22 protein-coding genes are annotated in these 25,547 nt (G+C 71.1%); 5 read left to right on the top strand and 17 right to left on the bottom strand.

Annotated features, from left to right (window positions below; genetic code table 11):
• Positions 1-176 precede the first annotated feature (176 nt).
• Complete coding sequence (locus OG257_RS35065) at positions 177-671, top strand: ATP-binding protein (RefSeq protein ID WP_443054593.1); 495 nt, start codon at positions 177-179, stop codon at positions 669-671.
• A gap of 5 nt (positions 672-676) precedes the next feature.
• On the opposite strand, the gene OG257_RS35060 is transcribed toward OG257_RS35065, so the two are convergent.
• The 8 genes from OG257_RS35060 to OG257_RS35025 all read right to left on the bottom strand — a co-directional run bounded on the left by OG257_RS35060 (position 677) and on the right by OG257_RS35025 (position 8,897).
• Positions 677-1,357, bottom strand: coding sequence for a ribonuclease H family protein (locus OG257_RS35060; RefSeq protein ID WP_329214134.1), 681 nt, complete (start codon positions 1,355-1,357; stop codon positions 677-679).
• Between the two features lie 26 nt (positions 1,358-1,383).
• A complete protein-coding gene (locus tag OG257_RS35055; protein ID WP_329214132.1) occupies positions 1,384-2,178 on the bottom strand; it encodes an SDR family NAD(P)-dependent oxidoreductase in 795 nt (264 codons plus the stop codon).
• 94 nt (positions 2,179-2,272) lie between these two features.
• Positions 2,273-2,893: a DUF6629 family protein gene (locus OG257_RS35050; protein WP_329214129.1), complete on the bottom strand. Its 621-nt coding sequence runs from the start codon at positions 2,891-2,893 to the stop codon at positions 2,273-2,275.
• A 162-nt stretch (positions 2,894-3,055) separates the two neighbouring features.
• Positions 3,056-3,553 (bottom strand): peptidylprolyl isomerase, encoded by a 498-nt coding sequence (locus tag OG257_RS35045; protein ID WP_329214127.1) that lies wholly within the window; start codon positions 3,551-3,553, stop codon positions 3,056-3,058.
• 180 nt (positions 3,554-3,733) lie between these two features.
• Positions 3,734-4,318: a lamin tail domain-containing protein gene (locus tag OG257_RS35040; RefSeq protein ID WP_329214125.1), complete on the bottom strand. Its 585-nt coding sequence runs from the start codon at positions 4,316-4,318 to the stop codon at positions 3,734-3,736.
• A gap of 677 nt (positions 4,319-4,995) precedes the next feature.
• On the bottom strand, positions 4,996-5,421 hold the full coding sequence (locus OG257_RS35035; protein WP_329214123.1) for a DUF6221 family protein: 426 nt from the start codon (positions 5,419-5,421) through the stop codon (positions 4,996-4,998).
• Positions 5,422-5,581: 160 nt separating this feature from the next.
• Complete coding sequence (locus tag OG257_RS35030) at positions 5,582-6,424, bottom strand: PP2C family protein-serine/threonine phosphatase (RefSeq protein ID WP_329214121.1); 843 nt, start codon at positions 6,422-6,424, stop codon at positions 5,582-5,584.
• Between the two features lie 22 nt (positions 6,425-6,446).
• Complete coding sequence (locus tag OG257_RS35025; RefSeq protein WP_329214119.1) at positions 6,447-8,897, bottom strand: SpoIIE family protein phosphatase; 2,451 nt, start codon at positions 8,895-8,897, stop codon at positions 6,447-6,449.
• Between the two features lie 319 nt (positions 8,898-9,216).
• Between OG257_RS35025 and OG257_RS35020 the strand changes: the two genes are divergently transcribed.
• The 3 genes from OG257_RS35020 to OG257_RS35010 all read left to right on the top strand — a co-directional run bounded on the left by OG257_RS35020 (position 9,217) and on the right by OG257_RS35010 (position 12,501).
• Complete coding sequence (locus OG257_RS35020) at positions 9,217-10,911, top strand: lysyl oxidase family protein (protein ID WP_329214117.1); 1,695 nt, start codon at positions 9,217-9,219, stop codon at positions 10,909-10,911.
• 148 nt (positions 10,912-11,059) lie between these two features.
• The gene (locus OG257_RS35015) at positions 11,060-11,845 is read left to right on the top strand and encodes an SAM-dependent methyltransferase (RefSeq protein ID WP_329214114.1); all 786 of its coding nucleotides are present in this window, start codon (positions 11,060-11,062) and stop codon (positions 11,843-11,845) included.
• Between the two features lie 23 nt (positions 11,846-11,868).
• A complete protein-coding gene (locus OG257_RS35010) occupies positions 11,869-12,501 on the top strand; it encodes a class I SAM-dependent methyltransferase (protein ID WP_329214112.1) in 633 nt (210 codons plus the stop codon).
• A gap of 16 nt (positions 12,502-12,517) precedes the next feature.
• On the opposite strand, the gene OG257_RS35005 is transcribed toward OG257_RS35010, so the two are convergent.
• The 6 genes from OG257_RS35005 to OG257_RS34980 form a co-directional block, all read right to left on the bottom strand.
• Complete coding sequence (locus tag OG257_RS35005) at positions 12,518-15,214, bottom strand: SpoIIE family protein phosphatase (RefSeq protein ID WP_329214111.1); 2,697 nt, start codon at positions 15,212-15,214, stop codon at positions 12,518-12,520.
• An 83-nt stretch (positions 15,215-15,297) separates the two neighbouring features.
• Positions 15,298-17,448 (bottom strand): MMPL family transporter, encoded by a 2,151-nt coding sequence (locus tag OG257_RS35000; RefSeq protein ID WP_329214108.1) that lies wholly within the window; start codon positions 17,446-17,448, stop codon positions 15,298-15,300.
• A gap of 122 nt (positions 17,449-17,570) precedes the next feature.
• Positions 17,571-18,263, bottom strand: coding sequence for a YqjF family protein (locus OG257_RS34995; protein ID WP_329214107.1), 693 nt, complete (start codon positions 18,261-18,263; stop codon positions 17,571-17,573).
• Between the two features lie 136 nt (positions 18,264-18,399).
• Positions 18,400-19,413: an NAD(P)/FAD-dependent oxidoreductase gene (locus OG257_RS34990; protein ID WP_329214105.1), complete on the bottom strand. Its 1,014-nt coding sequence runs from the start codon at positions 19,411-19,413 to the stop codon at positions 18,400-18,402.
• Positions 19,410-19,937 (bottom strand): isoprenylcysteine carboxyl methyltransferase family protein, encoded by a 528-nt coding sequence (locus OG257_RS34985; protein WP_329214103.1) that lies wholly within the window; start codon positions 19,935-19,937, stop codon positions 19,410-19,412. The genes OG257_RS34990 and OG257_RS34985 overlap by 4 nt, the downstream gene beginning before the upstream one ends.
• A gap of 13 nt (positions 19,938-19,950) precedes the next feature.
• Complete coding sequence (locus OG257_RS34980) at positions 19,951-21,009, bottom strand: type III polyketide synthase (RefSeq protein ID WP_329214101.1); 1,059 nt, start codon at positions 21,007-21,009, stop codon at positions 19,951-19,953.
• A 119-nt stretch (positions 21,010-21,128) separates the two neighbouring features.
• On the opposite strand from OG257_RS34980, the gene OG257_RS34975 reads away from it, so the two are divergent.
• The gene (locus tag OG257_RS34975; protein ID WP_443054524.1) at positions 21,129-21,998 is read left to right on the top strand and encodes a UbiA family prenyltransferase; all 870 of its coding nucleotides are present in this window, start codon (positions 21,129-21,131) and stop codon (positions 21,996-21,998) included.
• A gap of 67 nt (positions 21,999-22,065) precedes the next feature.
• On the opposite strand, the gene OG257_RS34970 is transcribed toward OG257_RS34975, so the two are convergent.
• Genes OG257_RS34970 through OG257_RS34960 form a run of 3 tightly spaced genes read right to left on the bottom strand, consistent with a single transcriptional unit; the run spans position 22,066 to position 25,258 of the window.
• Positions 22,066-22,965, bottom strand: coding sequence for a carbohydrate ABC transporter permease (locus tag OG257_RS34970; RefSeq protein WP_329214099.1), 900 nt, complete (start codon positions 22,963-22,965; stop codon positions 22,066-22,068).
• The gene (locus OG257_RS34965) at positions 22,962-23,921 is read right to left on the bottom strand and encodes a carbohydrate ABC transporter permease (protein ID WP_329214097.1); all 960 of its coding nucleotides are present in this window, start codon (positions 23,919-23,921) and stop codon (positions 22,962-22,964) included. The genes OG257_RS34970 and OG257_RS34965 overlap by 4 nt, the downstream gene beginning before the upstream one ends.
• Positions 23,918-25,258: an extracellular solute-binding protein gene (locus OG257_RS34960; protein WP_329214095.1), complete on the bottom strand. Its 1,341-nt coding sequence runs from the start codon at positions 25,256-25,258 to the stop codon at positions 23,918-23,920. Before OG257_RS34960 ends, OG257_RS34965 begins: the two co-directional genes overlap by 4 nt.
• Positions 25,259-25,547: the final 289 nt, after the last annotated feature.

Here is a 25,547-nt window from a genome sequence, read left to right as displayed (position 1 = left end):
CGGACATTCTGTCACTTGCAAAGTATGCACTTTGCGCCGAGAGTACATACATGCCGGAAATAGACACCCGCTCGCGCCTCGCTCCGGAGGACCCGAGCGGGAGGAGCGCACAGAGCTGGTGGATCCCCCGTCTTCCCGAGGGGGTGCCCGAAGCGCGCCACCGTGTCCAGGAGGCGATGCGGGACTGGGGAGAGCCTGACGACCGTGTCGAAACGGCCGCCCTGGTCGTGACCGAGCTGGTCACGAACGCGGTGCAGCACACCTCGGGCCGGCGGGTCCGCTGCAGACTGCTGCGCTCCTCCGGCGGGGTGCGGATCTGCGTGTGGAACCGCGGCCGGGCCCGTATACCGGCTCCGACGCGGCCCATGGACGCGCAGTCGGCCTCGCACGGCTCCCACGGCCCTCACGGCTCCCACGGCTCGCACGGCCCGACGCCGCGCCGCCCCGAGCTGTCGCACTCACCCGGGGACGGACCTCATGGCCAGGGCGGCGGGTCCGGCGCGAACCACCGGGACCTCGCCGGAGCCATCGACGGCCCCGGCTGCCCCGACATCACGGATATCGACTCCCTCGCCGAGGACGGCCGGGGACTGATGCTCGTGGACGCGCTTGCGACGCGGTGGGGAACACGCACCAGCCTTTCCAGCCGGCTGGTCTGGGCCGACATCTGAACCGCTCAGGCGACGGCCGTCCGGCACTCCGGGTGGCCCCAGCCCTTCGGGTTCTTCGCGATCATGTCCTTCGCCGCATACGCCTTTCCGCAGTGGCACCGGCCCGAGAACTTCGCCCGGATCGTCGCGGAGGGGCGTGAGGCAGCTCCCTCGGTGCCCGCACTCGAGGCCGCCCTGCCCTTCGTCGAGCGGGCGGGAGCCGGCACCGGTACCGCGGAACCGTGCGCGCTTCCCGCAGCCTGCTGCGAAACAGCGGCCTCACTCGCGGCCTGATCGGCGAGCGCGTTGAGCGGATCACCGTTCACCTGGTGCGCGGGCACGTAGCGAAAGGTCACGCTCCGGCCGCCGAGCAGCGCATCGATGCCGACCACCAGCTCACGGTTCGCGACCGGCTTGCCCGCCGAGGTCTTCCAGCCGTTGCGCTTCCAGCCGGGCAGCCACTTGGTCACCGCGTTCATCGCGTACTGGGAGTCCATGCGCACCTCTACCGGCACGGCCGGATCGGTGGACTTCAGCAGCTCCTGCAGGGCGGTGAGTTCCGCGACGTTGTTGGTGGCGGTGCCCAGCGGACCTGCCTCCCACCTCTGCGGGCGACCCTCGGCATCCGCCACGACCCATGCCCAGGCAGCAGGTCCCGGATTTCCTTTGGATGCCCCGTCACACGCGGCGATGATGCTCTCGTTCATGCCCTTGATCATGCCAGCACAGGGGCTCAGGGCACGATCGAGTCGATGTAGCCGCCGTCCACCCGCACGGCGGCACCCGTGGTGGCCGATGCCTGCGGGGAGCTGAGGTAGACGACCATGTGCGCGATCTCCTCCGGCTCGATCAGCCGCTGCAGCAGGGACTGCGGGCGGTGCAGCCGCATGAACTCGCGCTGCGCCTCGTCCCACGGCACGTCCTTGTCCACCAGTTGGTAGACGAAGTCCTCGATCCCACCGGTGTGCGTCGGGCCGGCGATCACGGAGTTCACGGTCACCCCGGTGCCGGCGGCCTCCTTGGCGAAGCCCCGGGAGACCGCCAGCAGCGCGGTCTTCGACATGCCGTACTGGATCATCTCGGCGGGGACCACGATCGCGGAATCGCTCGCGATGTTCTGTACCCGGCCCCAGCCCCGCTCGGTCATTCCCGGCAGGTAGCTGCGGATCAGCCGTACGGCGCTGAGGACGTTGGTGTCGAAGTAGGTGCGCCACTCCTCGTCGGTGATCTCCAGCGCCGGCCTGGCACCGAAGATGCCGAGGTTGTTGACGAGGATGTCGGTGGCCGGCACGGCCTCGTACAGCTCGGCCGCTCCCTGCTCGGTGGTCAGGTCGCAGGCGAGCGTGAGGACGGTCGCGTCCGGTACGGTCCCGCGCAGCACGTCCGCGGCCGTCTCCAGACGGTTCAGGCCACGGCCGGTGAGGACGACACGCGCCCCCGCGTCGGCGAGCCCGGTGGCGATGGCGAGGCCGATGCCCTGTGAGGAGCCGGTGACGACCGCGGTCCTGCCGGCAAGATCGATGCGCACCTTGCGCTCCTTCCGTCGCCCGTCCACGGTGTACGGGGCCGTCTCCACCCTGGCACCCCTCGGACCGGGACGCCTTCCGGGGCGCGGCCGCGTATCAGCTCGCGGCGGCCGGGCTCCGCCGTGTCCAGCCGAGAAGCACGACCGAGCACAGTGCCGCGAGGGCGCACCAGGTGGAGATGAATTCCGTGCGCCACAGCGCGACGCACACCACCGCACCCACGGCGACCAGGACGCCCAGCAGCTCGAGCCACCGGTCTCCCGAGAGCAGCAGGGCCCCGACGGTGGCGAGCAGGTAGCCCGCCACGAGCAGTTCCGGGAGGGCCAGGTCGAGGACGTAGCCGAGCGTGTGGCCGCGGATGTCGGCCGTGACGGGACGGGTGGCCAGGCTGTACGACAGAGCGGCGGCGGTCGCGATGCCGGCCGCGAGAGGGACCGACAGTCGGCGGCGGGCCGTGGGCGGCGCCGCACACAGCACTCCCAGCGGCACCCAGAGCGCCAGCAGGGGCAGCGCGATGACGGCCCAGACGAGGGTGGCGGTCCCGCTGCCGCCTCCGGAGCGCCAGATGACCGATTCGATGATCTGGTGTGCCCCGAGCAGCAGTGGCAGCGAGGCGAGCGGCAGATCGCGGGCCCTTGACGGTCGCGCGACGCAGGCCACCCCGATCGCGACAACTCCCGCGCCCGCGACGAGATCGGCGGTCGCACTCCAGCACATGGCGCCACTCCGGTCCGGAACCGCACACGTCAGCGGTTGCCCGCGCCACGCTACGGTTCCGCGGGCCCGCGATCGGGCCGACACGGCGGCCGCGCCGTCTTCACCGGCTGCGTGCGGGGCCCCGGCCTGCGGAAAGCGCGGCCGGGAGCCCCGATGCGAGTGTCAGAGGACCCCGGACGCGGAGACGGCGATCTGGGCCTTGGTCCGGCCGGTCGACGAGCCGTACGACTCGATCTTGCGGACCAGCTCCATGCTGGGCTCGTCGGCGACCTCACCGAACACGACGTGCTTGCCGTCGAGCCACGGGGTGAGGACGGTGGTGATGAAGAACTGCGAACCGTTGCTGTTCGGGCCCGCGTTGGCCATCGAGAGCAGACCCGGCTTGTTGTGCTTCAGGGTGAAGTTCTCGTCGGCGAACTTCTCGCCGTAGATGCTCTTGCCACCGGTGCCGTCACCCCGGGTGAAGTCGCCACCCTGCAGCATGAAGTCGGGGATGACGCGGTGGAACGGCGAACCGGCGTAGCCGTAGCCGTTCTCGCCGGTGGCCAGGGCGCGGAAGTTCTCCGCGGTCTTGGGCGCCACGTCGTCGAAAAGGTTGAACACGATCCGCCCGGCGGGCTCGTTGTCGATGGTGATGTCGAAATACGCCTTGATGGTCATGAGGCCATCCTGACATCACCGGCCACCTCGCGATGCACAGCCCCCGCCCGACGCGGCTCGCCCTCCACCGAATGCGGGCCGCTCCCCCGCCCGGCGCCGCTCGCCCCTGCTTTCTCCGGTGGAACGAACTGCGGCGTACCACGGCCCCGAAGCCGTGGTACGCCGCATCAAGCCGTCGGATCAGCGGTTGCCGCCACCACCGTTGTGGTGTCCGCCACCGTTGTGGTTGCCGCCACCATTGTTGTGGCCGCCACCGTTGTTGTGGCCGCCACCGTTGTGGTTACCGCCACCGTTGCCGCCGCCGTTGTGCCGGCCCCAGGACTTGGAGTCGACCTTGTGGCCACGGTTGTCGCGCAGGGTCGCGGTGTCCCGGGAGTCCCACACGTACTGGCGGCGGTCCTGGTACACGTCGTGCCGGCTGTCCCGGCCCACGCCCGTGTGGACCCGGACGGAGGAGCGGCCGGGCAGGCGGAGGTCGAAGCGGTAGGAGCGGTTGCTCTCGTCCGTGAGCGTCCAGCCACGGAGGTTGACGGATCGGCGTCCGGTATTGGTCACGGTGACCCACTCCGCGTTCAGGCTGCGGTTGGACGCGTTGTCCCGGCCGGGACTGTCGTACTGGATCTTGCCCAGGACGACTGCCGAGCGCTGGGACGGCCTGTTGTGGCCGTGGTCCCGGCCATCGGCGCTGGCAGGGAGTGCCGCTGCGGCGAGCAGTGCGCCTGAGGCGAGAACGGTAGCGGTGATCCGTCGTGCGGAACGGGACATGGAAACCCCTCATCAATGCAGGCCCGGAACGAAGTGCCGGGCGTTGTTCGGCCCCGGCGTGGTGCCGGGAACGCAAACTTTGTCCCGCTTTCGCTGTGGCCGGAAGATGCCCTGGTTCGTGTGACAAAGTACGGACATTTCTGTCACACACGACTGCAATCGACACCGATCCCGACGGTCGTATACCTGTCAACCGTTGATCCTTGCACCGACCCTTTCAGCGGGCCGTTCCCCTGGTCACAGCGCCCCCGTCACGCCTCGCTCCGCCCCCCGCGCACCCCCGTCCTGCCCGCACGCATCGTGTAACGAAAGCGACAGCGCTTTCCTGGACAGGAGTTCCATTACGTCGCGAAAGAAGTTCACGCGTTCGAGCGTTCAGCGCCCAGCCCGCAGGTCCGATGCGGGCACGCTGTCCACCACTGGTGACCATCGCGTTGACAGAGGTCATCGGGTCGAGCGCCATCGTCCGGGCCAGCAGCACCCCGGCAGCCAGCGGGAGCAGGGTCACGGCCAGGGCCGTGCCGGCACTCGTCAGATTCTGGATGCGGGGGCGCCGCGGCGCGTCGGGGAGCATGGCTCCCATTCGATCAGCGCCGGTCCGACGCGGGATCGGGCAACGTACTCAGGCCGGCGGCTCCCCCGTACTCATTCGCCGCCGCCTGCCGTACCTGGACCGGTCATGCCCCGGGCGCAGCGGGCGGACCCCAATGCGAGTACCTGGGCAGCCACTTCACCCGGTAGTCGGGGTGCCCGGCGTACTCCGCGGCCATCTGCCTGACGACGAACCCCAGCCCCACGGCACGGCCGGAGACGAAGTCCTGGCCAGGACGGTCCGTGTCCATGGACGCGATCTCCTCGTACTCGTCCAGCAGGACCCTGTTCGTCTCGATGCGGCGCAGCGTGCGCGCGGGGTCCTGCAGGGCGATGTGCCGGTCGTAACCACGGTTCCGCACGACGAACGCGATACCGCTCGTGCGGTCGTGCACCTCGCCAGGGGCCTCCGCAGGGCACCGCCAGCCCTCGCCGCCGGCTTCCTGCGCAGTGCGCTCCTCCTCGGAAAGGCGCGCCCGTACAAAGGCCAACAGGTCCGAGTTCTCTGCCATCTTGTTCCAAATCGCTCGCCGTCACAGGCACGTACCGGCTGCGCACCGGACGTGCGCCTGCCGCTCCGGGCCCGTTCTACCCAACCAGCAGAGGATGCCTCACCAGCACGTCTCCGGCGCAGTCCGCTCCGGCCGCGTCCGTATGACGGACACGGGCGCGTCAGGTGCCGACGGGAATCAGCAGTGCCGTGACGTTGTCGTGCCCACCCGCGTCGAGGGCGAGGTCCACCAGGGACCGCGCGTCCTCGATCAGGCCGTCGCCCCGGGCCGAGGCCCCGCGCCGCCGGTGGGGCAGCGCCGACCGCAGTGCCTCGGCGTCGGGCAGGTACCGCCACAGCCCGTCGGTGCACAGCAGGAGGCGGCCGGGCACCGACGGCCGGTAGCTCCGTACCTGCGGCGCCGGTTCTCCCGCGTCCGCTCCCAGCCAGGTGGAGAGCGCCTCGTGCTCACCGGTGTCGTCCTCGGTCAACGCCATTCCCGGCCCCTCGTCCGGGAGCCAGTAGGCGCGGCTGTCGCCGATCCAGGAACTCCAGATGCCCTGCGGACCTGCGATGCCGGCGACATAGGTGCAGGCCGGGGCGGCGTCCTTCGTCACGGCCAGGGCCGCAACCGCGTGCGCCGCGCGGACGGCGGCGTCGTCGAGGGCGGTCTCCGGCAGGGCTCCGGCGCTCAGACGCATCGTCAGCCACCTCGCGCCGACGTCGGCCGCGACCTTCGCGGCGCGCTCGGCCCGCGGTGACATCGACACGCCGTCGCAGACGACGCCGATCGTCCACCGGCCGGCCGTGGCCAGCACCATGGCGTCCGCATTGATCGCCCGCCGTCGGCCGCGGTCGCTGACCGCCGCCGCACCGATGTCCGCGGTGATCTCCACGTGCGAACGGAACGCCGGCTGCGCCGCACCGCAGTCCCAGCAGTGGCCGTCGGGGGCGACCGTGCCGTCGCACTCGGCACATCCCGGGGTCGTGACACCCCGCACGGTTCGTGCGCGCTCCATACCCATCCGACGAACCTATCCGGCCCGGTCAGCCGGGCGACACCCCGCAGGCGGCCAGCAGGAGCGCGATGTCGTCGGGCCGGTCCTCGTCCTGGATCGCCTGCCCGATGACCCGGTCCGCCATCTCGGCGAGGGGCGCGTGGCTCACATCGGCGAGGGTGCTGCGCAGACGCTCGATCCCCTCGTCGATGTCCTCTCCCGACTTCTCCACGAGTCCGTCGGTGAACAGGGCGAGCACGGCGCCCGGGGTGAGGTGCAGTTCGGTCACCGGATACGACGCCTCGGGGTCGACGCCGAGCACGACGCCGCCCGGAAGGTCCAGGACCTCGGTCCGGCCGTCGGGGTGGCGCAGTACGGGCTGGGGGTGGCCCGCCCGTACGGCCTGGGTGAAGCCGGTGCCGGGGTCGAGGACGACGTAGCAGCAACTGGCGAACTGGCCCGGATCCAGGTCGATGAGCAGCCGGTTGGTGGCGCTCATGATCTCCTGGGGGTCGTGCCCGCTGAGGGCGAACGCCCTTACAGCGCTGCGCAGTTGGCCCATGGTCGCGGCTGCTGCGACACCGTGCCCCTGTACGTCCCCGATGACCAGGGCCAGCCCGCTGCCGGTCTCGATGACGTCGTACCAGTCTCCGCCCACCTCCATGCCCTGGGTGCCGGAGAGGTAGCGCCCGACGGTGTCGACGCCCTCGACCACGGGGAGCCGGTGCGGCAGCAGGGCGTCCTGCAGTCCGCGCGCCAGGGCGGCTTCGGTGTCGTAGCGCTGGGCCCGTTGGAGCGCCTGGGCGATGAGCCCGGCCAGGGCGGTGAGCACGGTGCGCTCCTCGGGGCTGAAGCCCCGCGGCTGGTCGAAGCCGAGGATGCACGAGCCGACCGGCCGACCGGAGGCGATGAGCGGCAGGAAGGCGCGGGCGCCGACGCTCGTGTCCATGGGGATGCCGGGGTAGGAGGCCCCCAGCTTCTCCATGGACTCGAAGAACAGTGGCCGGCCTGTCGTGAGCGTGTCCACGCCCGGGATGTGGGCGTCGAGCCCGACGCCGTCGAAGCGGTCCAGGAAGCCCTTCGGGAAACCCGTCTCCCACGCCAGGTAGAGGCGCCCCTCGTTCTGCAGGTAGATGGCCAGCTGTCTGCCGCCGAAGGCGGGCAGCAGTTCCTCCGTGACCACGGCGGACACCTGTCGGGCCGTGACGGCCTCCGTCAGCGCGATGGCCAGGGCGACCGGACGGTACAGGACGGTGGCGCGGTCGGCGGCGGAACCGAGGCCCGCACCCGGTGTGCCGACGGAGTGCGGTGCGTAGTCGGGCTGCGGCGCGGGGAGGACGGTGACCGTGACCCCGTCGCGGCCCGGGTACATCGCCACGGACAGCCATTCGGTCGGGTTGCGTTGGGCGCGGAAGTGCACGGGGGCGTCGGAGAAGAGGGCCGCCCGGTGGTGGTCCTCGTAAGCGGGGTGCGCGAGCCAGGGCAACACGTCCCACAGGAGCCGGCCGACCAGCTCCGCCCGTCTGTGCCCGAGGATGTCCTCCCCCAGCCGGTTGACGTACGTGATCCGTCCGAGCCGGTCGTGGGAGAGCACGCCGCGCGGGATCCGGTCGGCCGCCTCCGGGACGACGGGCTCGGCACCCGGGTCGAGCAGGACACCGGTCAGACGGTGTGCTTGCCCGGCGCCGGGCCCGTGGCCCGAGAGCTCGAGCAGGAGCGACCGGCCGTCGGGGCCGCGCAGCCGCATCCGGCGTACGTGCGGCTGTGCCGACCGTGCGGCCCGGCTGCCCAGCGTCCACAGTCCGCACACGTCCTCCGGCAGCAGCCGGGCGGTCAGCGCCTCCACGGTGTCCGGGTGGAGGTCCGCCGTCTCGGTGCCGAGGATCAGGCACGCCTCGTCGTCCGCGGTGACCGCTCCGGTGGCGAGGTCCCAGTCGAAGTGGCCGATCCGCATCGGCTGCGCGGTTTCCGCGGGCAGCCGGACGGTCATGGGGTCGCCTTCCCACTCGGCCCGGTGACCGTTCCTCTCCAGCTCCGCGATGTCGGCGCCGAGATGTTCCGCGATGCGCTGCAGCCTGTTGCGGTCGGCCCCGCCGACCGGTTCCCCGCGGGTGGCGTAGCGCAGCACGACGAGCACACCGACGATGGTGCGCCCGCTCCTGACGGGTACGTACAGCGACCCGAAGGGGAACGGCAGACCCGCCATGAGCTGCGGAAAGCGCCGCATGGCGTCCTCGGCGTCGCCGAGGTACACGGGCCTGCCCGAGCGGTACGCCTCGGCCACCGGGAAGGGACGGTTCACATGCATGCGCCACCAGGGGCGCATCAAGGGAGCGGGAAGCCCGGCGAGGACCGCCATCAGGAGCAGCCCCGGAGTGCGGGAGCGCAGGTAGATGCCGCCGGCGTACCCGCCGACGGCCTCGATCGCACTGACGACAGCCTGGGCGAGCACCAGAGACGGGCCGCCCGGTGCCCGGCCGACATCGGGTCTCCAGGTCACACCACCAGCATGCGCCACCCCTTCACCACCGGCACCTCCGTGCCCCGCGCAGAAGCCCGGAGCCGGCCGGTCCGGGTACGGGCGGCGCAGCGTCGTGAGCCGGCGCGGGACGAAGCCCCCGGGGCCCGGCTCCGCGTAACACACGTCCTGGGCGTTCGGGTCGGAAACGGCAGGACAACGTCTCATTCCACACCGTACGACCGGCTTTCGGCCAACGATCCGTGACTCATGAGCCGCCGGACAACCTCCGGGGCCCTTCCTCGGCTCTCACAGGAAAAGATCCTCCACTGCCCACAGGGCGCTCGGAAATCGAGGAACGATGACCACCAGAACCCCCCGCAGCCGGCTCTGGCGACCGGCCGTCGCCGCCGCCGCGGCGATCACCGTGATCGCCGGCGTCGCCGCCGCGGCACCTGACGCCAAGAAGGCACAGCCCGTTCCGGAGCTCGGCCTGATCGCCGCTTCGGCATCGGTGACGCTCGACTCGTGGAAGGAGGAGCCCGGTGTCTACCTGGATCTCGGTACGTACCTCACCGCCACGAAGGCCCCTCTGGAACTGAAGGTGACCCGCTCGTCCTACAAGGACCCGGTCGTCGCCACACAGATCATCCGCGTGGGGAAGAAGACCCGCACCAAGGTCCTGCCCAAGGGGCTCGTGAAGGACTTCACGGGGCTGTCGGACTTCGTCCGCGTCACCGTCACGAACGCCGCGGGCAAGACCGTGGTCGACAAGACGGAGTCGTTCTGCCCGAACAACGCGTCGGGACGGGTCCGCCCCGACGCGCCGGCCACGTCGAAGTACCCCGAGAGCTGTCCCGTGAATCCGTTCACGCTCGGCTCGGTCTGGGGTGTCGAGAACGGCTGGGCGGCCAACACGTACGCGGGCTACTCCTCGACGCCGGTCGCACTCCCCGCCGGGAAGTACACCGCGAAGGTGTCGGTGACCAAGACCTATCGCGACCTGTTCGGCATCGCGGACAAGCCGCAGACGGTCAAGGTGACCGTGCGCGAGCGCAGCTGGGAGGAGAACGCGGGCGCCCGGTCGACCGACGCCCATGCCTCCCACATGGCCGGGCACTCGGGCCACGCGGCCGTACGCACGCCCGCGCCCGCGGCGGCCACCAGCGGCGCGGGTCCCTCGTACAACGTGGGCCACGGCCCTTACGCGCCCGCGCCGGCGGCGCTGCCCTGGGCGGTCAAGCGGGAGGGCTTCCGGTCCGCGCAGGCGGGTGACGGTCCGGGGAGGACGGACGGTTCCCGGCAGGCGCCCGCCGCCCGCCCCAACGCGAAGCGGCCGGCCGGCCGGGCCGCGGTCCCGGACGTACCCAAGCCCGACCTCCGTTCGCTGCCCGCCTACGGCATCACCATCGCCGAGGGCGACGCGGACGCTCCGGGCAAGGACTACCTGGCGTTCAGCGCCAATGTGTGGAACGCGGGCCCCGCGCAGCTGGTGGTGGACGGCTTCCGGGCTCCGGGCAAGGCGCTGATGGACGCCTACCAGTACTTCTACGACGCCTCGGGCAAGCAGGTCGGCTACACACCGACCGGCACCATGGAGTGGGACCCCCGTCCGGGTCACGAGCACTGGCACTTCACGGACTTCGCGAGCTACCGGCTGCTCAAGGCCGACAAGAAGGAGACCGTCCGCAGCGGCAAGGAGGCCTTCTGCCTGGCCAACACGGACGCCGTCGACTACACGGTGAAGAACGCCAACTGGCACCCGGACAACACCGATCTGTCCACCGCGTGCGGCCAGGAGAACTCGATCTCCGTACGGGAGGTGCTCGATGTCGGCTCCGGTGACACGTACACGCAGGACCTTCCCGGCCAGTCCTTCGACATCACCGGGCTGCCCAACGGCACCTACTACATCCAGGTGCTGGCCAACCCCGAGAAGCGGCTGAAGGAGACGAACCTCGGCAACAACAGCGCGCTGCGCAAGGTCGTCCTGGGCGGCCGTGCCGGCGCCCGTACGGTGACCGTGCCGGCGCACGGTCTGGTCGACGCCGGCTGACGGCGGCCATGTACGAACCGGCCCCCGGGAGCGTCTCCCGGGGGCCGGTGCCCGCTCCGGACAGCGTCAACAACTGCTGATCGCGGTGGAGTTGCTGTGGCAGACTTCGCAGGTGGAGCGGTTCACCTCATCTGCAACGGAGCTCGTCATGACGACTGGGACGCCACAGCCCCCGATCGACACCAGCAGGCCCCATTCGGCGCGTGTCTACGACTCGCTCCTCGGCGGCAAGGACAACTACCCCGTGGACCAGGCGGTGGCCGAGCACCTGCCGATCGAGGCGAAGACCGGCGCCTTCCAGAACCGCGCGTTCATGAACCGCGCGACGGCCTGGCTGGCCGGCGAGGGCGTCGACCAGTTCCTCGACATCGGTACGGGGATCCCGACCGCGCCGAATCTGCACCAGATAGCCCAGGAGATCAACCCGGCCGCGCGCGTCGTCTACTGCGACAACGACCCGATCGTCCTGAGGCATGCGGAAGCCCTTCTGATCAGCCGTCCGGAGGGGGCGACGGACTACGTCCACGCCGATGTGCGCCAGGCGGGCACGATCATCGAGGCCGCCCGCAAGGTCCTGGACTTCGACCGCCCCGTCGCACTCTCGCTCCTGGGCCTCCTCCATTTCCTGCCCGACGACGACGACCCGTACGCCATCGTGCGCACCCTGACCGCCTCGTTGGCGCCGGGCAGCTTCGTGGTGCTGTCCCAGGGCGCGTCGGACGTGAACCCCGAGCGGGGCGAGCAGGGTACGCAGGAGTACGGGAAGGGCGGCATCAGGCTCGCGCTGCGGACCCGCTCCGAGTTCGGGCGCTTCTTCGAGGGCCTCGATGTGGTCGAGCCCGGAGTGGTGACGGCACCCGAGTGGTACCGCGGGACGCCCGCACCCCGGCCGGAGGAGAGCGGCCTGTACGTGGCCGTCGCCCTGGTCCCCTAGAACCGCACCGAACGGAGCCGGACATGACTGACAGCCACCAGCACCCTGCGGCACGGACGTTCGACGCCATCGGCGCCGATTACGAGCGCGCGTTCGCCGGTTCGGCCGCGCACCGCGACTCGCTGACGCGGCTCCTGGGACGGCTCGCACCGCGCAGCCGCGTCCTGGACGTCGGGAGCGGGACGGGGCTGCCGACCGCCCGGACCCTGGCCGACGCCGGGCACCGGGTGCTGGGGGTCGACGTGTCGCCGGTCATGGTCGATCTGGCGTCACGACAAGTGCCCGAGGCGTCCTTCCGATGCGCCGACATCCGTGAACTCCCTTTGGAGGAGGAGAGTTTCGACGCGATCTGCGTCTACTTCTCACTTCTGCAGATGTCACGCGAGGAGCAGTCCGCCCTCGTGCACCGGCTGGCGGGAGCACTGCGGCACGGCGGCCGCATGGTCCTGGCCACGGTTCCGCTGGACGTGCGGGACGTGAGCACGGTCTTCATGGGCCAGCAGGTGCGGGTGAGCAGCTTCGCCCCCGAGGCCTTCGCCGCTCTGGCGGCCGGGGCGGGGCTCTCGGCGGAGTGGGAGCACAACGCGGTGTTCACGCCGGCCGGCGACGGGGCGGTACCCGAACCTCATATGTTCCTGCACTGCCTGCGGAGCTGACGTACGCCCGGTCCGGTCAGCGTTCGGGCGGCGCGGTGGACGGCAGCAGCTGCTCCGTCCAGATGACCTTGCCGCCGTCGTCGGTGTAGCGCGTGCCCCATCGCTCCGCGAGCTGTGCGACGAGGAAGAGCCCACGGCCGCCCTCGTCCGTGGTGGCCGACTGCCGCAGATGGGGCGAGGTACTGCTGCGGTCGGAGACCTCGCAGATCAGCGTGCGGTCCCGGACCAGCCTGACGCGGATCGGGCCGGTGGCGTAGCGGATGGAGTTGGTGACCAGTTCGCTGAGGATCAGCTCGGTCGTGAACGCCTCCTCGACCAGGTCCCACTCCGCCAGTTTGCGGGACACCTCGGCGCGCACGCGGGACACCGCTGCGGGGTCCGAGGGCACCTCCCAGTCGGCCACGTCCTGCGCGGCGAGCCGGCGTGCGCGGCCGACGAGCAGCGCGATGTCGTCGCGGGCACGTGCGGGAACCATGACGCGCAGGACCGCCTCGCAGGTCTCCTCGGGTGTCCGGTCGGCGTAGTCGGCGAGGGTGCCGCGCAGGAGTTCCAGTCCTTCGTCGATGTCCCGGGTCCGGTCCTCGACGAGCCCGTCGGTGTAGAGCACCAGCCGGCTGTTCTCCGGCAGCTGTACGTCGAGCGTCTCGAAGGGAAGGCCGCCGAGGCCCAGCGGCGGCCCGCCGGGCACGTCGGCGAACTCGGCAACGCCGTCCGGGTGGACGATCACCGGCTGGAGGTGGCCGGCCCGTGCCATGGTGCAGCGCCCGGACACCGGATCGTAGATGGCGTAGAGGCAGGTGGCCCCGGTGACCCCACCCGCGAAGTTGTCCGCCGTCTCGTCCTGGTCGATCCGGGCGACCAGCTCGTCCAGGTGCCAGAGCAGTTCGTCGGGGGGAAGGTCCAGCGTGGAGAAGTTGTGGACCGCGGTGCGCAGCCGTCCCATGGTGGCGGCCGCGTGGAGACCGTGGCCCACGACGTCGCCGACGACGAGTGCCACCCGGGCGCCGGGCAGCGGAATGATGTCGAACCAGTCCCCGCCCACCCCGCCGAGCCCGCCGACCCCGGCCTGCGCGGGCAGGTACCGGTAGGCCGCGTCGATGGCGGTCTGGTCGGGGAGGCCGCGCGGCAGCAGGCTGCGCTGCAGGGTGACGGCCACGGTGTGCTCACGTGAGTAGCGGCGGGCGTTGTCGATGCTCACGGCGGCGCGGGCCACGAGTTCCTCGGCGACGGACAGATCCTCGTCCTCGAACCGTTCGGGCCTCTGCGCCCGCCAGAACATGGCCACGCCCAGGATGACGCCGCGGGCCCTCAGCGGAACGGCGATCATCGAGTGGAAGCCGCACTCGACGAGGCGCTCGGCCCGTGCGGGATGCTGCTCCTGCCATCCCGACAGGGCCGACAGGTCCGTGTCGATGACCGCCTCGCCCCTGAGCAGGCCGGCGCCGATGGCGGTGCTCGGCATGAAGCGGATGACCGACCCGAGCGGGTAGAGGCCCGTGTCGTGCCGGGTACCGCTGAGCGCGGTGCGCCGCATGTCGGCGACCGTACGTGCCGCCGTCGGCTCCTCGCCGCGCAGTACGGTCTCCGCCACGTCGACGGTCGCGTAGTCGGCGAACCTGGCCGTGGCGAAGTCCGCCAGTTCCTCGCACGTCCGTACGACATCGAGGGCTGTGCCGATCTCCGTACCGGCGTCGTACAGCAGTTTCAGCCTTCCCCGCGCCACGTCGGCCTTGCCCGTGAGTGCCTGCAGCTCCGTCGTGTCGCGCAGGGTGGTCACGCTGCCCGGCGGCCCGCCGTCCTGATCCGTGGAGCGCTGGCTGACCGCGAGAATCCGGTCGCCGACCGAGAGGACCTCGTCCGTGGCGATGCGCCCCGAGACCAGCAGATCGGTGGTGAGAGGGTCGAGACCCAGATCGGTGACCTGGCGGCCTTCCACCTGCGCCGGCAGGCCGAGCAGCCGCCGCGCCTCGTCGTTGGCCAGCAGGAGCCGGCCGTCCCCACCGACGATGAGCACGCCCTCCCGGACGGCGTGCAGGACGGCGTCGTGGTGTTCGTACATCCGGGTCATCTCGGTCGGGCCGAGGCCGTGGGTCTGACGCCGGAGCCGTCTGCTGACGAGCGCCGTTCCGCCCATGGTGAGGAGCAGGATCCCCGCGGCGGTGCCGAAGAGGAGGGGGAACTGGTCCTCGACGACGCCGCTCACCCGCTCGATGGTGATTCCCGCGGACACCATGCCGATGACTTTGCCGTTCGCACCGAAGACGGGCACCACGGCCTGCACGAGGGGGCCGATCGTCCCGTTGACCCTCTCGGTGACGACGTGGCCCTCGAGTGCGGGCTTCACGTCGCCGACGAACTTCTTTCCGATCCGGTCGGGCAGCGGGTGGGTGTACCGGATCGAGTCGAGGTTCAGTACGACGACGAAATCGACTCCCGAGCCCTTCCGTGCCGCCTCGGCCTTCGGCTGGAGCACCGCGCTGGGGTCCGGGCTCTCCAGGGCGGCTTCCATGCCCGGGGCGTTCGCGAAGGTCTCGGCGACGGCGACGGAGCGATTGCGCGCCTCCCGCGCGCTGTCGGCCCGGGACTGCAGCACGAGCGCGGCCACGGCAGCAGCGACCAGCAACACCACGATCGCCAACTGCAGGAGAAAGACCTGACCTGCGACGGTCCTCATCTTGAGAAACGAACGCGGGCGGCCGTAGCGTCCGGCCATGGTCCCCTTTTTACACCCTCGGCATGGACCGGGCGAGCCGTGAGCCGCGATGCACCGCGGCCGTGAGCGCCCTGAGCTGCACCCTACGGCTGCGCGGCCGGCGCCTCCGGCCTCCTCGCTGCGCCCCCGTCCTCATGGGCGAGCCGGTGGGGCCACCACACGGCGGGGCCGATGTCCAGGAAGAGGGAGGTGACCAGCACGGAGCGTACGACGAAGGTGTCCAGGAGCACGCCCAGGGCGACCGCGAAGCCGATCTCCGCGAAGGCCACGACAGGCAGGGTCCCGAGTGCGGCGAAGGTGCCCGCCAGGACCAGTCCGGCCGAGGTGATCACGGCCCCGGTGGCGGCGAGGCCCGTCAGCACACCGGCCCTGGTGCCCTGGTGGAGGGCCTCCTCGCGGATCCTTGTGGTGAGGAAGATGTTGTAGTCGATGCCTAGTGCAACCAGGAACACGAACACGAAGAGCGGGAAGTCCGTCGTCTCGCCCGCGTAGTCGAACACGTAGCGGAAGACGAGCGCGCTGATACCGAGGGCGGCGGCGAAGGACAGCACCACGGTCGCGATCAGCAGCAGTGGTGCCACCAGTGCGCGCAGCACCAGCATCAGGACGATCAGTACCACCAGCAGGACCAGCGGAATGATGAGCAGGTTGTCGTGCCTGGTGGCGGCGTCCATGTCGAGCAGCGCCGCTGTGTCGCCACCCACCTGGGCATCCGCGTCCGGCACCTGATGCACCGCGTCGCGGACCCGCTCCACGGTCTGCTCGGCCTGCTCGCTGTCCCCGGGGTCGGTCATCGTCGCCTCGAAGATCACCCGGCCGTCGTTCACCGGCTTGGCACCGGGCGGTACGACGAGGGAGCCGGGCACCACTCCGGGGGTCGTCTCGACCGCCCTGCGCACCTGCGCGCCCTTGCCGAGGTCCGCGATGACGACCAGCGGGCTGCCGCTGCCTGCCGGGAAGTACTGGTGCTGGATCTCCTGGCCGACGATGGAGTCGGGCTTGTCGGGGAAGGAGTCTGCGTTGCTGAGACCTGCGGCGCGCAGCTGGATCAGGCCCAGGGACAGGGCGGCGAGCACGAGTGCGGTGGCCACCCAGATCTTGCGCGGGCGCACGGCGAGCCGCTCTCCCGTCCGTGCCCAGAATCCGTGCTCGGTCGGCTCGTCGCTGCCGAAGTGCGGGATGACCGGCCAGAACACCCACCGGCCGAAGATCACCAGCAGGGCGGGCAGGAGCGTGAGCATCGCGATCAGGGCGACGGCCACTCCGATCGCGGCAACCGGACCCAGGCCCCGCGTGGAGTTCATCTCGGCGACCAGCAGGACGAGCATGCTCAGCACCACGGTGCCGCTGCTCGCGAGCACCGCGGGCCCGGCGCGGTGCAGCGCACGCGCCATCGCCTCGTGCCGGTCCTCGTGCCGGCGCAGTTCCTCCCGGTAGCGGGCGACCAGAAGCAGGGCGTAGTCCGTTCCCGCGCCGAAGACGAGGACGGTCAGGATGCCGGCGCTCTGTCCGTTGACGGTGAGGCCGGCATGCGCGGCGAGCAGGTAGATGACGGCCTGTGCGGCGAGCAGTGCGGCGACGACGGCGAGCACGGGCAGCACGAGCAGGGTCGGGCTGCGGTAGGTGATCAGCAGCATGACGATCACCACGGCAAGCGCGGCGAACAGCAGGGTCGAGTCGATGCCCGAGAAGGCGTCGGCGGAGTCCGCGGCCACGCCGCCGGGTCCGGTGATGTGGACCGCGAGGCCTCCCTCGCTGCCGCCCACGACGTCCCGTACGGAATCGACCGCCGGACCGATGCGCTCCCATCCGTCCTCGTCCATCGTGATGGGCACGAAGATCTGGGCGGCCGCGGGTGCGTTCTGGCTGTCGTAGACCGGTCCGCGTGTCTCCGCGCCGCGCACACCGTGCGCGCGCAGCGTCATGAGCTGCTGCTTGTCCTCGGCGATCCGGGTGCGGTCGGCCCCGGTCAGGCCGGACTCCCGGGCGTACACGACGATCGCCGTGATGATCTCGGGCCGGAATCCCTTGGACTCCTCCCAGACCTGGGTGGACTCGGCGCTGCTGGGCAGCCAGGACGTGGCGTCGTTGTCCTGGGCGTCGGTGAGCTTCCCGGCGAGTGGCGCGGCGACGACGAGGACGATCAGCCAGAACGCCACGATCAGCCACTTGGTGCGCCGTCCGCAGACCAGCCTGGCCACTCCCTGCCGTCGACGCTGCTGTACGTCCGGCATGCCACTCCCACCGCGTCGTCCTGGTCCGTGGCGGCGACAGTAGAGCGGTGTCCTGCGGGTCGGGGACGCGACATGCCGTACGGCCGCGGCATGAGCCTCGGTCGGACCACCGTTCGGCGGGTCTACGGGGTGGGGATGCCGCCGGGCCGGGACGGACGGCCGAAGCGCACGGGGACGCCGGGTGAGTACAGCACGCTCGCCGGCTCCCCCGCCGGTGCGGCCAGGCCGGCCGCTGTCACCAGGTTCTCGTCGCACTCGATGAGCCGGGCGTGGTGCAGCGGCCAGCGGGGATGGGTGTTCCGGAGATACGTCTGCCGTCCGAAGAAGGTGTAGTGCATCCCCCAGCGCGCGGTGAGGAAGTGCTCGAGTTCGCTGGGCTCCCCCACCTGGTCCCCGACGCGAAGCACTATCCGGCTGTGCGCGCCCCGCGGGCCCGGCCGGCGCCTGCTGGTGTAGGTGAGGGTGTCCGCGTCACGCCGGATCGCCATCCGCGACCACCTGTACGGCAGTCGGAACGCCGTCCGTGCAACGGCCACCGGGATCAGCCGGGAGGCGTCGAGCGAGCGGAAGACCACACCCCGCCGCCCTTGGGAGTCCAGGGAGTACAGGCGGACATTGGTCTCCGGGAACGTCCCGAGGTAGGGCACTCCGGGGAGGCGGAACCAGCCGACGCGGTGCATCCGGAAGGCGACGAGTCCGATGTAGGTGACGCCGTCCAGGGTGTCGGGAACCGTGCCGACCGGCAGGAGCGGCGCCACGTCCAGGGGGTCGGCCGGCCAGTGCAGGAAGGCCAGATCCAGCCAGGACTGGGTCATCAGCGGGTTGATACCCGGGTGGGGCGAGTCTGCCGTGATGGCTTGCGGTGCTCGGGACGAGGGCGTCACCGGGCCAGCATCGCAGAGCGGGACCGCGGTCCGGAACCGGGCGGGCGGGGGTGGCACCGGGTCGTGCCTACTGCAGTGCGCGTACCGCGGTCTCGAACACCCTGGGCAGGCGGTGAGCGGCAGGGACGATCAGCCGGGCGATGCCGGGTTGCCGGGCGGCGGCCAACAGGCCCTGGGTGAGCATGCGGTGACGTCGTGTCAGCCGGGCCCATCGCGCGGGGTAGGCCTCCGGCCGGTCCGCGGTGAGGCACGCGACCGCAGCCGATGCGGTCGCCATGGCCAGGGCGATGCCTTCACCCGTAAGTGCGTCGACGTAGCCCGCCGCGTCACCGACCAGCAGGACCCGTCCGGCCCTCGGGCTCCGTGCGTCCTGACGCAGGGGTCCCGCGCCGCGGACGGGACCCGCTTCCAGGCCCCGGAGCGCACCGGCCAGGGCCGGGAAGAAGGACAGGTGCTGTTCGTAGGACCGGCGGTCGCGGCTGAGTACGGCCACACCGACCAGCCGGTCCCCGAGGGGTGTCACATAGGCCTCGCCGCGGCGGGACCAGTGGACCTCGACGAAGTCCGTCCAGGGGGCGACCCGGTAGTGCCGGCGCAGACCGTAGCGGCGCGGGGCGGACCCCGGGCGGTCCAGGCCGAGTTCGCGGCGCAGCGGGGAGTGCAGTCCGTCGGCGGCGATCAGCCAGCGCGCCGTCAGCCCCGCCGTGCTGACGCTGCCGTCGTCCTGCCGGACCGCTCCGGCCTTTCCGGGGACGATGCGTACGCCGAGTTCCAGGGCCCGCCGGTGCAGAGCCGCGTGCAGTTCGGTGCGCCGTACGCCGAGCCCGGTGCCGCCGCGGAAGGTCGCCTCCGCGCTGCGGTGGCCCTCGACGTACCGGATTCCGCGCAGGTCGTGGCCGGCCACGCCGACGCCCAGCGCCTGCAGGGCCGCCACTCCGCTGGGCATGATTCCCTCGCCGCAGGCCTTGTCCACGGGAGCGGCGCGGGGTTCGAGCACGACGACTTCCCGGCCGGCTCCGGCGGCCCGGATCGCCGCTGCCAGACCGGCCGGACCGCCACCGGCCACCAGGATGTCGATCACGGGCGCGCGGCTGCCGGCCGGGCGGTGGCCAGTGCCCGGTCCTCGCACCGGACGCGCACTGCCATGAGTACGGCGTTGAGTGCGGTGAAGACGACGGCGGTCGTCCAGGCTCCGTGGACCAGCGGCAGCGCCAGCCCTTCGGCGGCGACCGCCACGTAGTTGGGGTGGCGCAGCCACCGGTAGGGCCCGCCGGTCACCAGGGGCAGGTCCGGGACAACGATGACCCGGGTGTTCCACCGGTGTCCGAGCGTGCGGATGCACCACCAGCGCAGCCCCTGCGCCGCGGCCACCACAGCCACCATGGTCCAGCCGAACCACGGCAGGAACGGGCGCCCGGCCAGCCAGGTTTCGGCGAGGCATCCCGCCAGCAGAGCGGTGTGCAGGGCGACCATCGCCGGGTAGTGTCCGCGCCCGGCTTCGGTGCCGCCGCGGGCCAGACTCCAGCGCGTGTTGCGCAGTGCCACGGCGAGCTCGGCAAGGCGTTCGCCCGCGACGGCCAGCACCAGGGCCGTGTACCAGATCATGCGTTCCTCCCGACTACCAACGCAGCAGCACCAGTTCGCAGCAGAAGCCGGGGCCCATGGCCATCAGCAGACCGGGCGTGCCGGGCTCGGGCCGCCTCTGCCGCATCGTGTCCCTCAGGACGTGCAGCACGGAGGAGGACGACAGGTTGCCCACGTCGGCCAGCGAACGCCAGGTGACGTCGAGTGCGCCCTCGGGGAGTTCGAGCACGTCGGAGACGGCTTCCAGGACCTTGGGGCCGCCGGGGTGGCACACCCAGTGGGCGATGTCCTTCGGCTTCATCCCGTGTTCCGCCAGGAACCCGCGGACGTCGTCGGCGAGATACCGGCGTACGACGTCGGGGACCGCCGGATCGAGCACCACCTTGAAGCCGGAGCTCCGGATGTCCCAGCCCATCACGCGTTCGGTGTCGGGGTACAGACGGCTGCGGGTGTCGATCACCTCGGGTCCGTCGGCCGAGGCGCGGTGCTCGCCGCCGACTGCGACGACGGCCGCCGCACCGTCGCCGAACAACGCGGTGGCGACCAGGTTGGCGGGCGTCGGGTCGCCCCGCTGGAAGGTGAGGGAGCAGAGCTCGACCGACAGCAGTACGGCCACCTGACCGGGCCTGCCGAGCAGGTAGTCGTGCAGCCGGGCCACCCCTGCGGCTCCGGCGACGCAGCCCAGGCCGAAGACGGGGAGCCGTTTCACGTCGGGCCGCAGACCGAGTCGCCCGACGAGCCGGGCGTCGATGGAGGGAGCCGCCACTCCCGTGACGGAGGTGAACATCAGCAGGTCCACGTCGGCGGGCCGCAGCCCCGCCGCCCGCAGGGCCCCGCGCACCGCCTGACCGCCCAGGTCGACCGCGGCGCCGATGAACACGTCGTTGGCCGCCCCGAAACCGTCCAGTTCGCCGTAGCGCTCCAGTGGCAGAACCATGTTCCGGGTGCGGACCCGGGCGTTCTCGTGGATCCGGTCCAGGACGCGGCGGTCGGCCCCCGCGGGCAGGCAGGTGCGCGCCACCATGTCGGTGACCGCCCGCTGGGTGTGGCGGTGCGGTGGCAGGACCCCGTGAACGGCTGCGATCCGGGTCATCCTGGCCCCTGCTTCGGAGAGGTCATGGCCCTCATCCTGCCCATATAACGGGGTGAAACCCTGCAAATCCGACGCGCGGCTGGCGTGTTCGTGAGATCCGGAGTCCTTACGATCCCCTCGTGGACACCACTGACCGGCCACAGGTGTACGAGTCCGTGACGCGGCCGCCCCGCCCCGCGGTGGGGCTGGCGCTCTCCTGCCATCCGGGCCCGGTGGCCGCGGTGACCGTCCTCGTCGTCGCACTGTCCGTCAGCTCCGGGCTCGGGGGAGCCCGCTGCGTCCTGGTCGGCGGGGCCGTACTGACGGGCCAGCTCTCGGTGGGCTGGTGCAACGACGCCTTCGACGCCCGGCGCGACGCGGCCGCCGGGCGCCGCGGGAAACCGGTGGCCGACGGCGTGGTGTCACGGAGCACCGTGTGGCAGGCGGCGTCCGCCGCGTTGCTGCTGTGCGGGGCGCTGTCGCTGGCGTGCGGCCCTGTCGCCGGTGCGGTGCACCTCGCCGGTGTCGCGGCGGCGTGGATGTACAACCTGAAGCTCAAGACGACGGCGCTCTCGTGGCTTCCGTACGTGATCGGCTTCGGCGGCCTGCCCGTCCTGGTCGCCCTGAACATGCCCGGTCACCCCTGGCCCGCCTGGTGGGTCGTGACAGCCGGGGCCCTGCTGGGTGTCGGGGCCCATCTGGGCGATGTGCTCCCGGACATCGACGGGGATCTGGCGGTCGGCAGTCGCGGCCTGCCCCAGCGGCTGGGCGCCTCCCGTACCCGGATGCTGCTCCCCGTACCCCTGGTGGCGGCGACGGCGGTGCTCGTCCTGGGGCCCGCGGGACCGCCCGGCTGGTGGGGAGCGCTCGCGCTGGCGGCGGTGGTGCCGACGGCGTTCGCGGGGTTCGTGCCCCGGCGCACCTGGCGCAAGGCGGCCCTCACGGGGGCGGTGGCCGCGGCGTCGGTGGACGTGGCGCTGCTGTTGATGCGGGGTACGTCCATCGCTTGACGGTCCGCCGCACTCGCGGGCGTACGGCCGGGCGCGGGCCGCCCGGCCGTACCGCCTCGTGCGGCCCCTACTGGCCGCCCAGACCGGTGTGCGCGATACCGCGCACGATCTGCCGCTGGAAGAGCGCGAAGACGATCAGGAGCGGCAGCCCGGCGATCACGAGCGCCGCCATGATCTGTGCGTACCGCACCCCGAACGACGACTGGACGTTGACGAGGCCGACGGGCAGGGTCATGCCGTTCGGGTCGGTGGTGACGAGGAACGGCCAGAGGAAGTTGTTCCAGGTGGAGATGAAGGTGAAGATCGCCACGGCGGCCAGCACCGGCCGCGACAGCGGGATCACGATCGTCCAGAACACCCGCCAGCGTCCGGCGCCGTCGACGAAGGCCGCCTCCTCCAGCTCTCTCGGTACGCCTTCGAAGAACTTCACCAGGATGAACACCATCGCGGGCACCGCGACCTGGGGCAGGATCACGCCCCAGTAGGTGTCGACGAGGCCGAGCTGCACCATCTCCTGGAACAGCGGCGCGATGAGCACCTGCGGCGGCACCATGATGCCGGCGAGCACCAGCCCGTAGAGCAGTCTGCGTCCGCGGAATTCGGTACGGGTGAATCCGTACGCGGCCATCGCGCAGGTCAGCACGGTCAGCACGGTCGTCATGAGCGAGATGTACGCCGAGTTCATGAGCCAGCGCATCAGTTCGCCGGATTCCCAGACCTTGGAGTACGCGTCGAACGTGATGCGCGAACCGATCCACTCGAGCGGCGTCCCGGTCGTCTCCGCCTCCGGCTTCAGGGAGGTGGCGACGGCCCAGGCGAGCGGGACGAGCCAGGCCACCGCGAGGACCAGGGCCATGACGAGCAGGACGACCCTGGCGGGTGTCCAGCGCGGGCGCCGGCCCCCGGATCCGCCCGGCTGCTCGCTCCGGGGTACGCGACGGGTTCTGACGGTGACGGAACCGCTCACTTTGCGGCCTCCTCAGCTCGGCGCCGGGACAGCAGCGGCTGCACCAGGGAGACGGTCAGGATCAGGGCGAAGAAGATGTAGGAGACGGCCGAGGCGTAGCCGATGCGGTAACCGGTGAAGCCCTGTTGGTAGACGTACTGCAGGATCGGCCGGGTGGAGTCGTCGGGACCGCCGCCGGTCATGAGGTAGATCTGATCGAAGATCTTCAGCGAGGCGAGTACCTGGAGGACCACGAGGAGTCCTGTGGTCCGGCGGAGCATCGGCATGGTGATGTGCCACAGCTGGTGCCTGCCGCCCGCTCCGTCCAGCTCGGCGGCCTCGTACAGATGGGCCGGGATGGCCTGCAGAGCGGCGAGGTACAGCAGGAAGTTGAAGCCCACGGTCCACCACAGGGTGGTGGCCACGACGGAGAGCATCGCGTAACGCTCGTCGCTCAGCCATCCGATGCCCGGCTCCAGGCCGACGGAGGCGAGCATCTGGTCGGCGAGGCCGAAGCCGGAGGGAAAGATCATCTGCCCGAAGAGCAGGCAGACGACTCCGGACGGCAGGAGGAACGGGGCGAACCAGCTCAGCCGCCACAGCCACTGCACCACACGCAGCTGATGGGCGAGCAGCGCAAGGCCCAGCCCCACCAGGACGAGCGGGACGGTGGACAGGACGGTGAACCAGACGGTGTTCCAGAGCGAGGACCACACCTCGGGGTCGCCCAGGGCCTCCGCATAGTTGTCGAGACCGACGAACTCCCCTCCGGAGCCGGTGATGTTATCGCTGGTCAGGCTCATGCCAACGCCTGATATCAGCGGCCAGACCAGGAACATGCCGTACACGAGCAGGAACGGGGCGATGAAGACCAGACCGTGCTCGGTCCATTTCCTGTCCACGGAACGGGCCGTGGGGCGGACGACGTCCGCCGGCTTCGTCACGGGTGGCGGTGCCGCCGCGGTGGTGGAGGTCATGACGCGGCTCCCGGAAGGGGGTTGCGGGTGTCGAGGAGAGTTCTCAGGCGGGCCTTGCACTCGGTCAGCGCACCGCGCGGGGTCCGGGACCCGGTGAGCACACCGGAGAGCACCGCGCCGAGCTCGATCCACATACGGGAGGCGGAGCCGGCGAACCAGGCGGGCTCGTCCAGCGCCACCTCGTCGATCACGTCCCGGTACTCGGACTGGGGCTTCAGCTCCAGGTACGCCGGATCGTCGAGCACCGGGAGATAGGCGGGCACATGGCCGCCCTCGGCCCACGCGACGGAGTTCTTGAGCATCCAGGCGACGAGGGCGTGCGCCGCCTCGTTGGTCGCGCCGCCGCGGTCGTTCTGGTGCGGCAGGACGAAGGAGTGGCAGTCGGCCTGCGCGGCGGCACTGCCGAAGAGCGCGGGCACGCGGGTCATGGAGAAGGGGATCCCGGCCGTCCGGAAGGTGGTGATCTCCCACTCGCCGTTGAGGTGGAAGGCGGTCTTCCCGGCGTTGAAGATGCCCACGGAGGCGCCGTAGTCGCACCGGCGCACCATCAGCCCCTCCTCGGAGAGGGCCGCCATGTACTCCAGTACGCCCAGGGCCTTGGCGTCGTCCAGCGCGAGGCGCTTGCCGTCCTCCGACAGGACCTTGCCACCGGTCTGCGCGTAGAACGTGGAGAAGAGGCGCCAGGGGGTGATGCAGTCGGGGCCGAGCGTCTCCGTCACCAGGCCCGGCTGTCCGGTCACCTTCTTCGCGGCGCGCAGCGCGTCGGCGAACTCCTCGGCGCCGCTGATCGGCTTGAGCCGGCCGCCCGACATGAGCCCGGCCTTCTCGCACACCTCGGTCTGGTAGTAGAGGACGAAGGGGTGGGTGTCGAACGGCACGGCGTACTGCTTGCCGCCCGCCCGGCCGCGGCTCCAGATCTCCGGCGGGAAGTCCTTTTCCTCCACCCCGTGTTCGGCCAGCAGATCGAGGTCGAAGGGGTCGACGAGTCTGCCGGGGGCGAAGCCTGCGAGCCGCGCGAGGTGCAGTACTGCCAGTTCGGGTGCCCTGCCTCCGGCGCCGGCCATGCCGAGCTTCGTGTAGTACGGCGCACCCCACTGCAGGGTCGCGGCCTCCAGGGCTATGTCCGGGTGTTCGGTGCGGAAGTCGTCGAGCATTCCCGCCATGTTGACGCCGTCGCCGCCGCCGAAGAGATGCCAGAACCGCAGCCGGGTCTGCCCCGGCCCGGCCGCGGTGGCGGGCGCGGCGCAACCTGACAGGGAGCCCAGGGCTCCGGCGGCCGCAAGGGCGCCGATTCCGCCTGCGAGGGCTCGGCGCCGACTGGGGTGGTGTGGGTGCATGGCGGCTCGTCTCTGAGGGGTACGGGTCGTTCGCTTCGGGCCACGTGTTCGATATGTCGAATCCCGCCCGTCACTTCGGACGGGACCGTAGGCGCGGGGCAACCCGGCGTCAATGACTCGCGCTGAAATTGCGAACGATGTTCGACACCCCGGACAGCCTGTCCTGCTGGCGGACATGCGACGCCGCACACCGGTCTCCCACGGTGCTCGGCGGCCTCCCGCGGCGACTCCGGCGCAGAGCCGCGACAAGGCGAACCAGCCGCCCCTCCGCTGCGTCCATCGGTACATG

The organism is Streptomyces sp. NBC_00683 (assembly GCF_036226745.1).
Taxonomy (GTDB): Bacteria; Actinomycetota; Actinomycetes; order Streptomycetales; family Streptomycetaceae; genus Streptomyces.
This window is presented reverse-complemented; position numbering and strand designations above follow the sequence as displayed.

Excerpts from the sequence above, each read along its gene's own strand:
- OG257_RS35065 (WP_443054593.1), top strand. The coding sequence starts at position 177 with ATGCGGGACTGGGGAGAGCCTGACGACCGTGTCGAAACGGCCGCCCTG.
- OG257_RS35060 (WP_329214134.1), bottom strand. The coding sequence starts at position 1,357 with ATGAACGAGAGCATCATCGCCGCGTGTGACGGGGCATCCAAAGGAAAT.
- OG257_RS35050 (WP_329214129.1), bottom strand. The coding sequence starts at position 2,893 with ATGTGCTGGAGTGCGACCGCCGATCTCGTCGCGGGCGCGGGAGTTGTC.
- OG257_RS35045 (WP_329214127.1), bottom strand. The coding sequence starts at position 3,553 with ATGACCATCAAGGCGTATTTCGACATCACCATCGACAACGAGCCCGCC.
- OG257_RS35040 (WP_329214125.1), bottom strand. The coding sequence starts at position 4,318 with ATGTCCCGTTCCGCACGACGGATCACCGCTACCGTTCTCGCCTCAGGC.
- OG257_RS35035 (WP_329214123.1), bottom strand. The coding sequence starts at position 5,421 with ATGGCAGAGAACTCGGACCTGTTGGCCTTTGTACGGGCGCGCCTTTCC.
- OG257_RS35030 (WP_329214121.1), bottom strand. The coding sequence starts at position 6,424 with ATGGGTATGGAGCGCGCACGAACCGTGCGGGGTGTCACGACCCCGGGA.
- OG257_RS35020 (WP_329214117.1), top strand. The coding sequence starts at position 9,217 with ATGACCACCAGAACCCCCCGCAGCCGGCTCTGGCGACCGGCCGTCGCC.
- OG257_RS35015 (WP_329214114.1), top strand. The coding sequence starts at position 11,060 with ATGACGACTGGGACGCCACAGCCCCCGATCGACACCAGCAGGCCCCAT.
- OG257_RS35010 (WP_329214112.1), top strand. The coding sequence starts at position 11,869 with ATGACTGACAGCCACCAGCACCCTGCGGCACGGACGTTCGACGCCATC.
- OG257_RS35005 (WP_329214111.1), bottom strand. The coding sequence starts at position 15,214 with ATGGCCGGACGCTACGGCCGCCCGCGTTCGTTTCTCAAGATGAGGACC.
- OG257_RS35000 (WP_329214108.1), bottom strand. The coding sequence starts at position 17,448 with ATGCCGGACGTACAGCAGCGTCGACGGCAGGGAGTGGCCAGGCTGGTC.
- OG257_RS34995 (WP_329214107.1), bottom strand. The coding sequence starts at position 18,263 with ATGACCCAGTCCTGGCTGGATCTGGCCTTCCTGCACTGGCCGGCCGAC.
- OG257_RS34985 (WP_329214103.1), bottom strand. The coding sequence starts at position 19,937 with ATGATCTGGTACACGGCCCTGGTGCTGGCCGTCGCGGGCGAACGCCTT.
- OG257_RS34980 (WP_329214101.1), bottom strand. The coding sequence starts at position 21,009 with ATGACCCGGATCGCAGCCGTTCACGGGGTCCTGCCACCGCACCGCCAC.
- OG257_RS34965 (WP_329214097.1), bottom strand. The coding sequence starts at position 23,921 with ATGACCTCCACCACCGCGGCGGCACCGCCACCCGTGACGAAGCCGGCG.
- OG257_RS34960 (WP_329214095.1), bottom strand. The coding sequence starts at position 25,258 with ATGCACCCACACCACCCCAGTCGGCGCCGAGCCCTCGCAGGCGGAATC.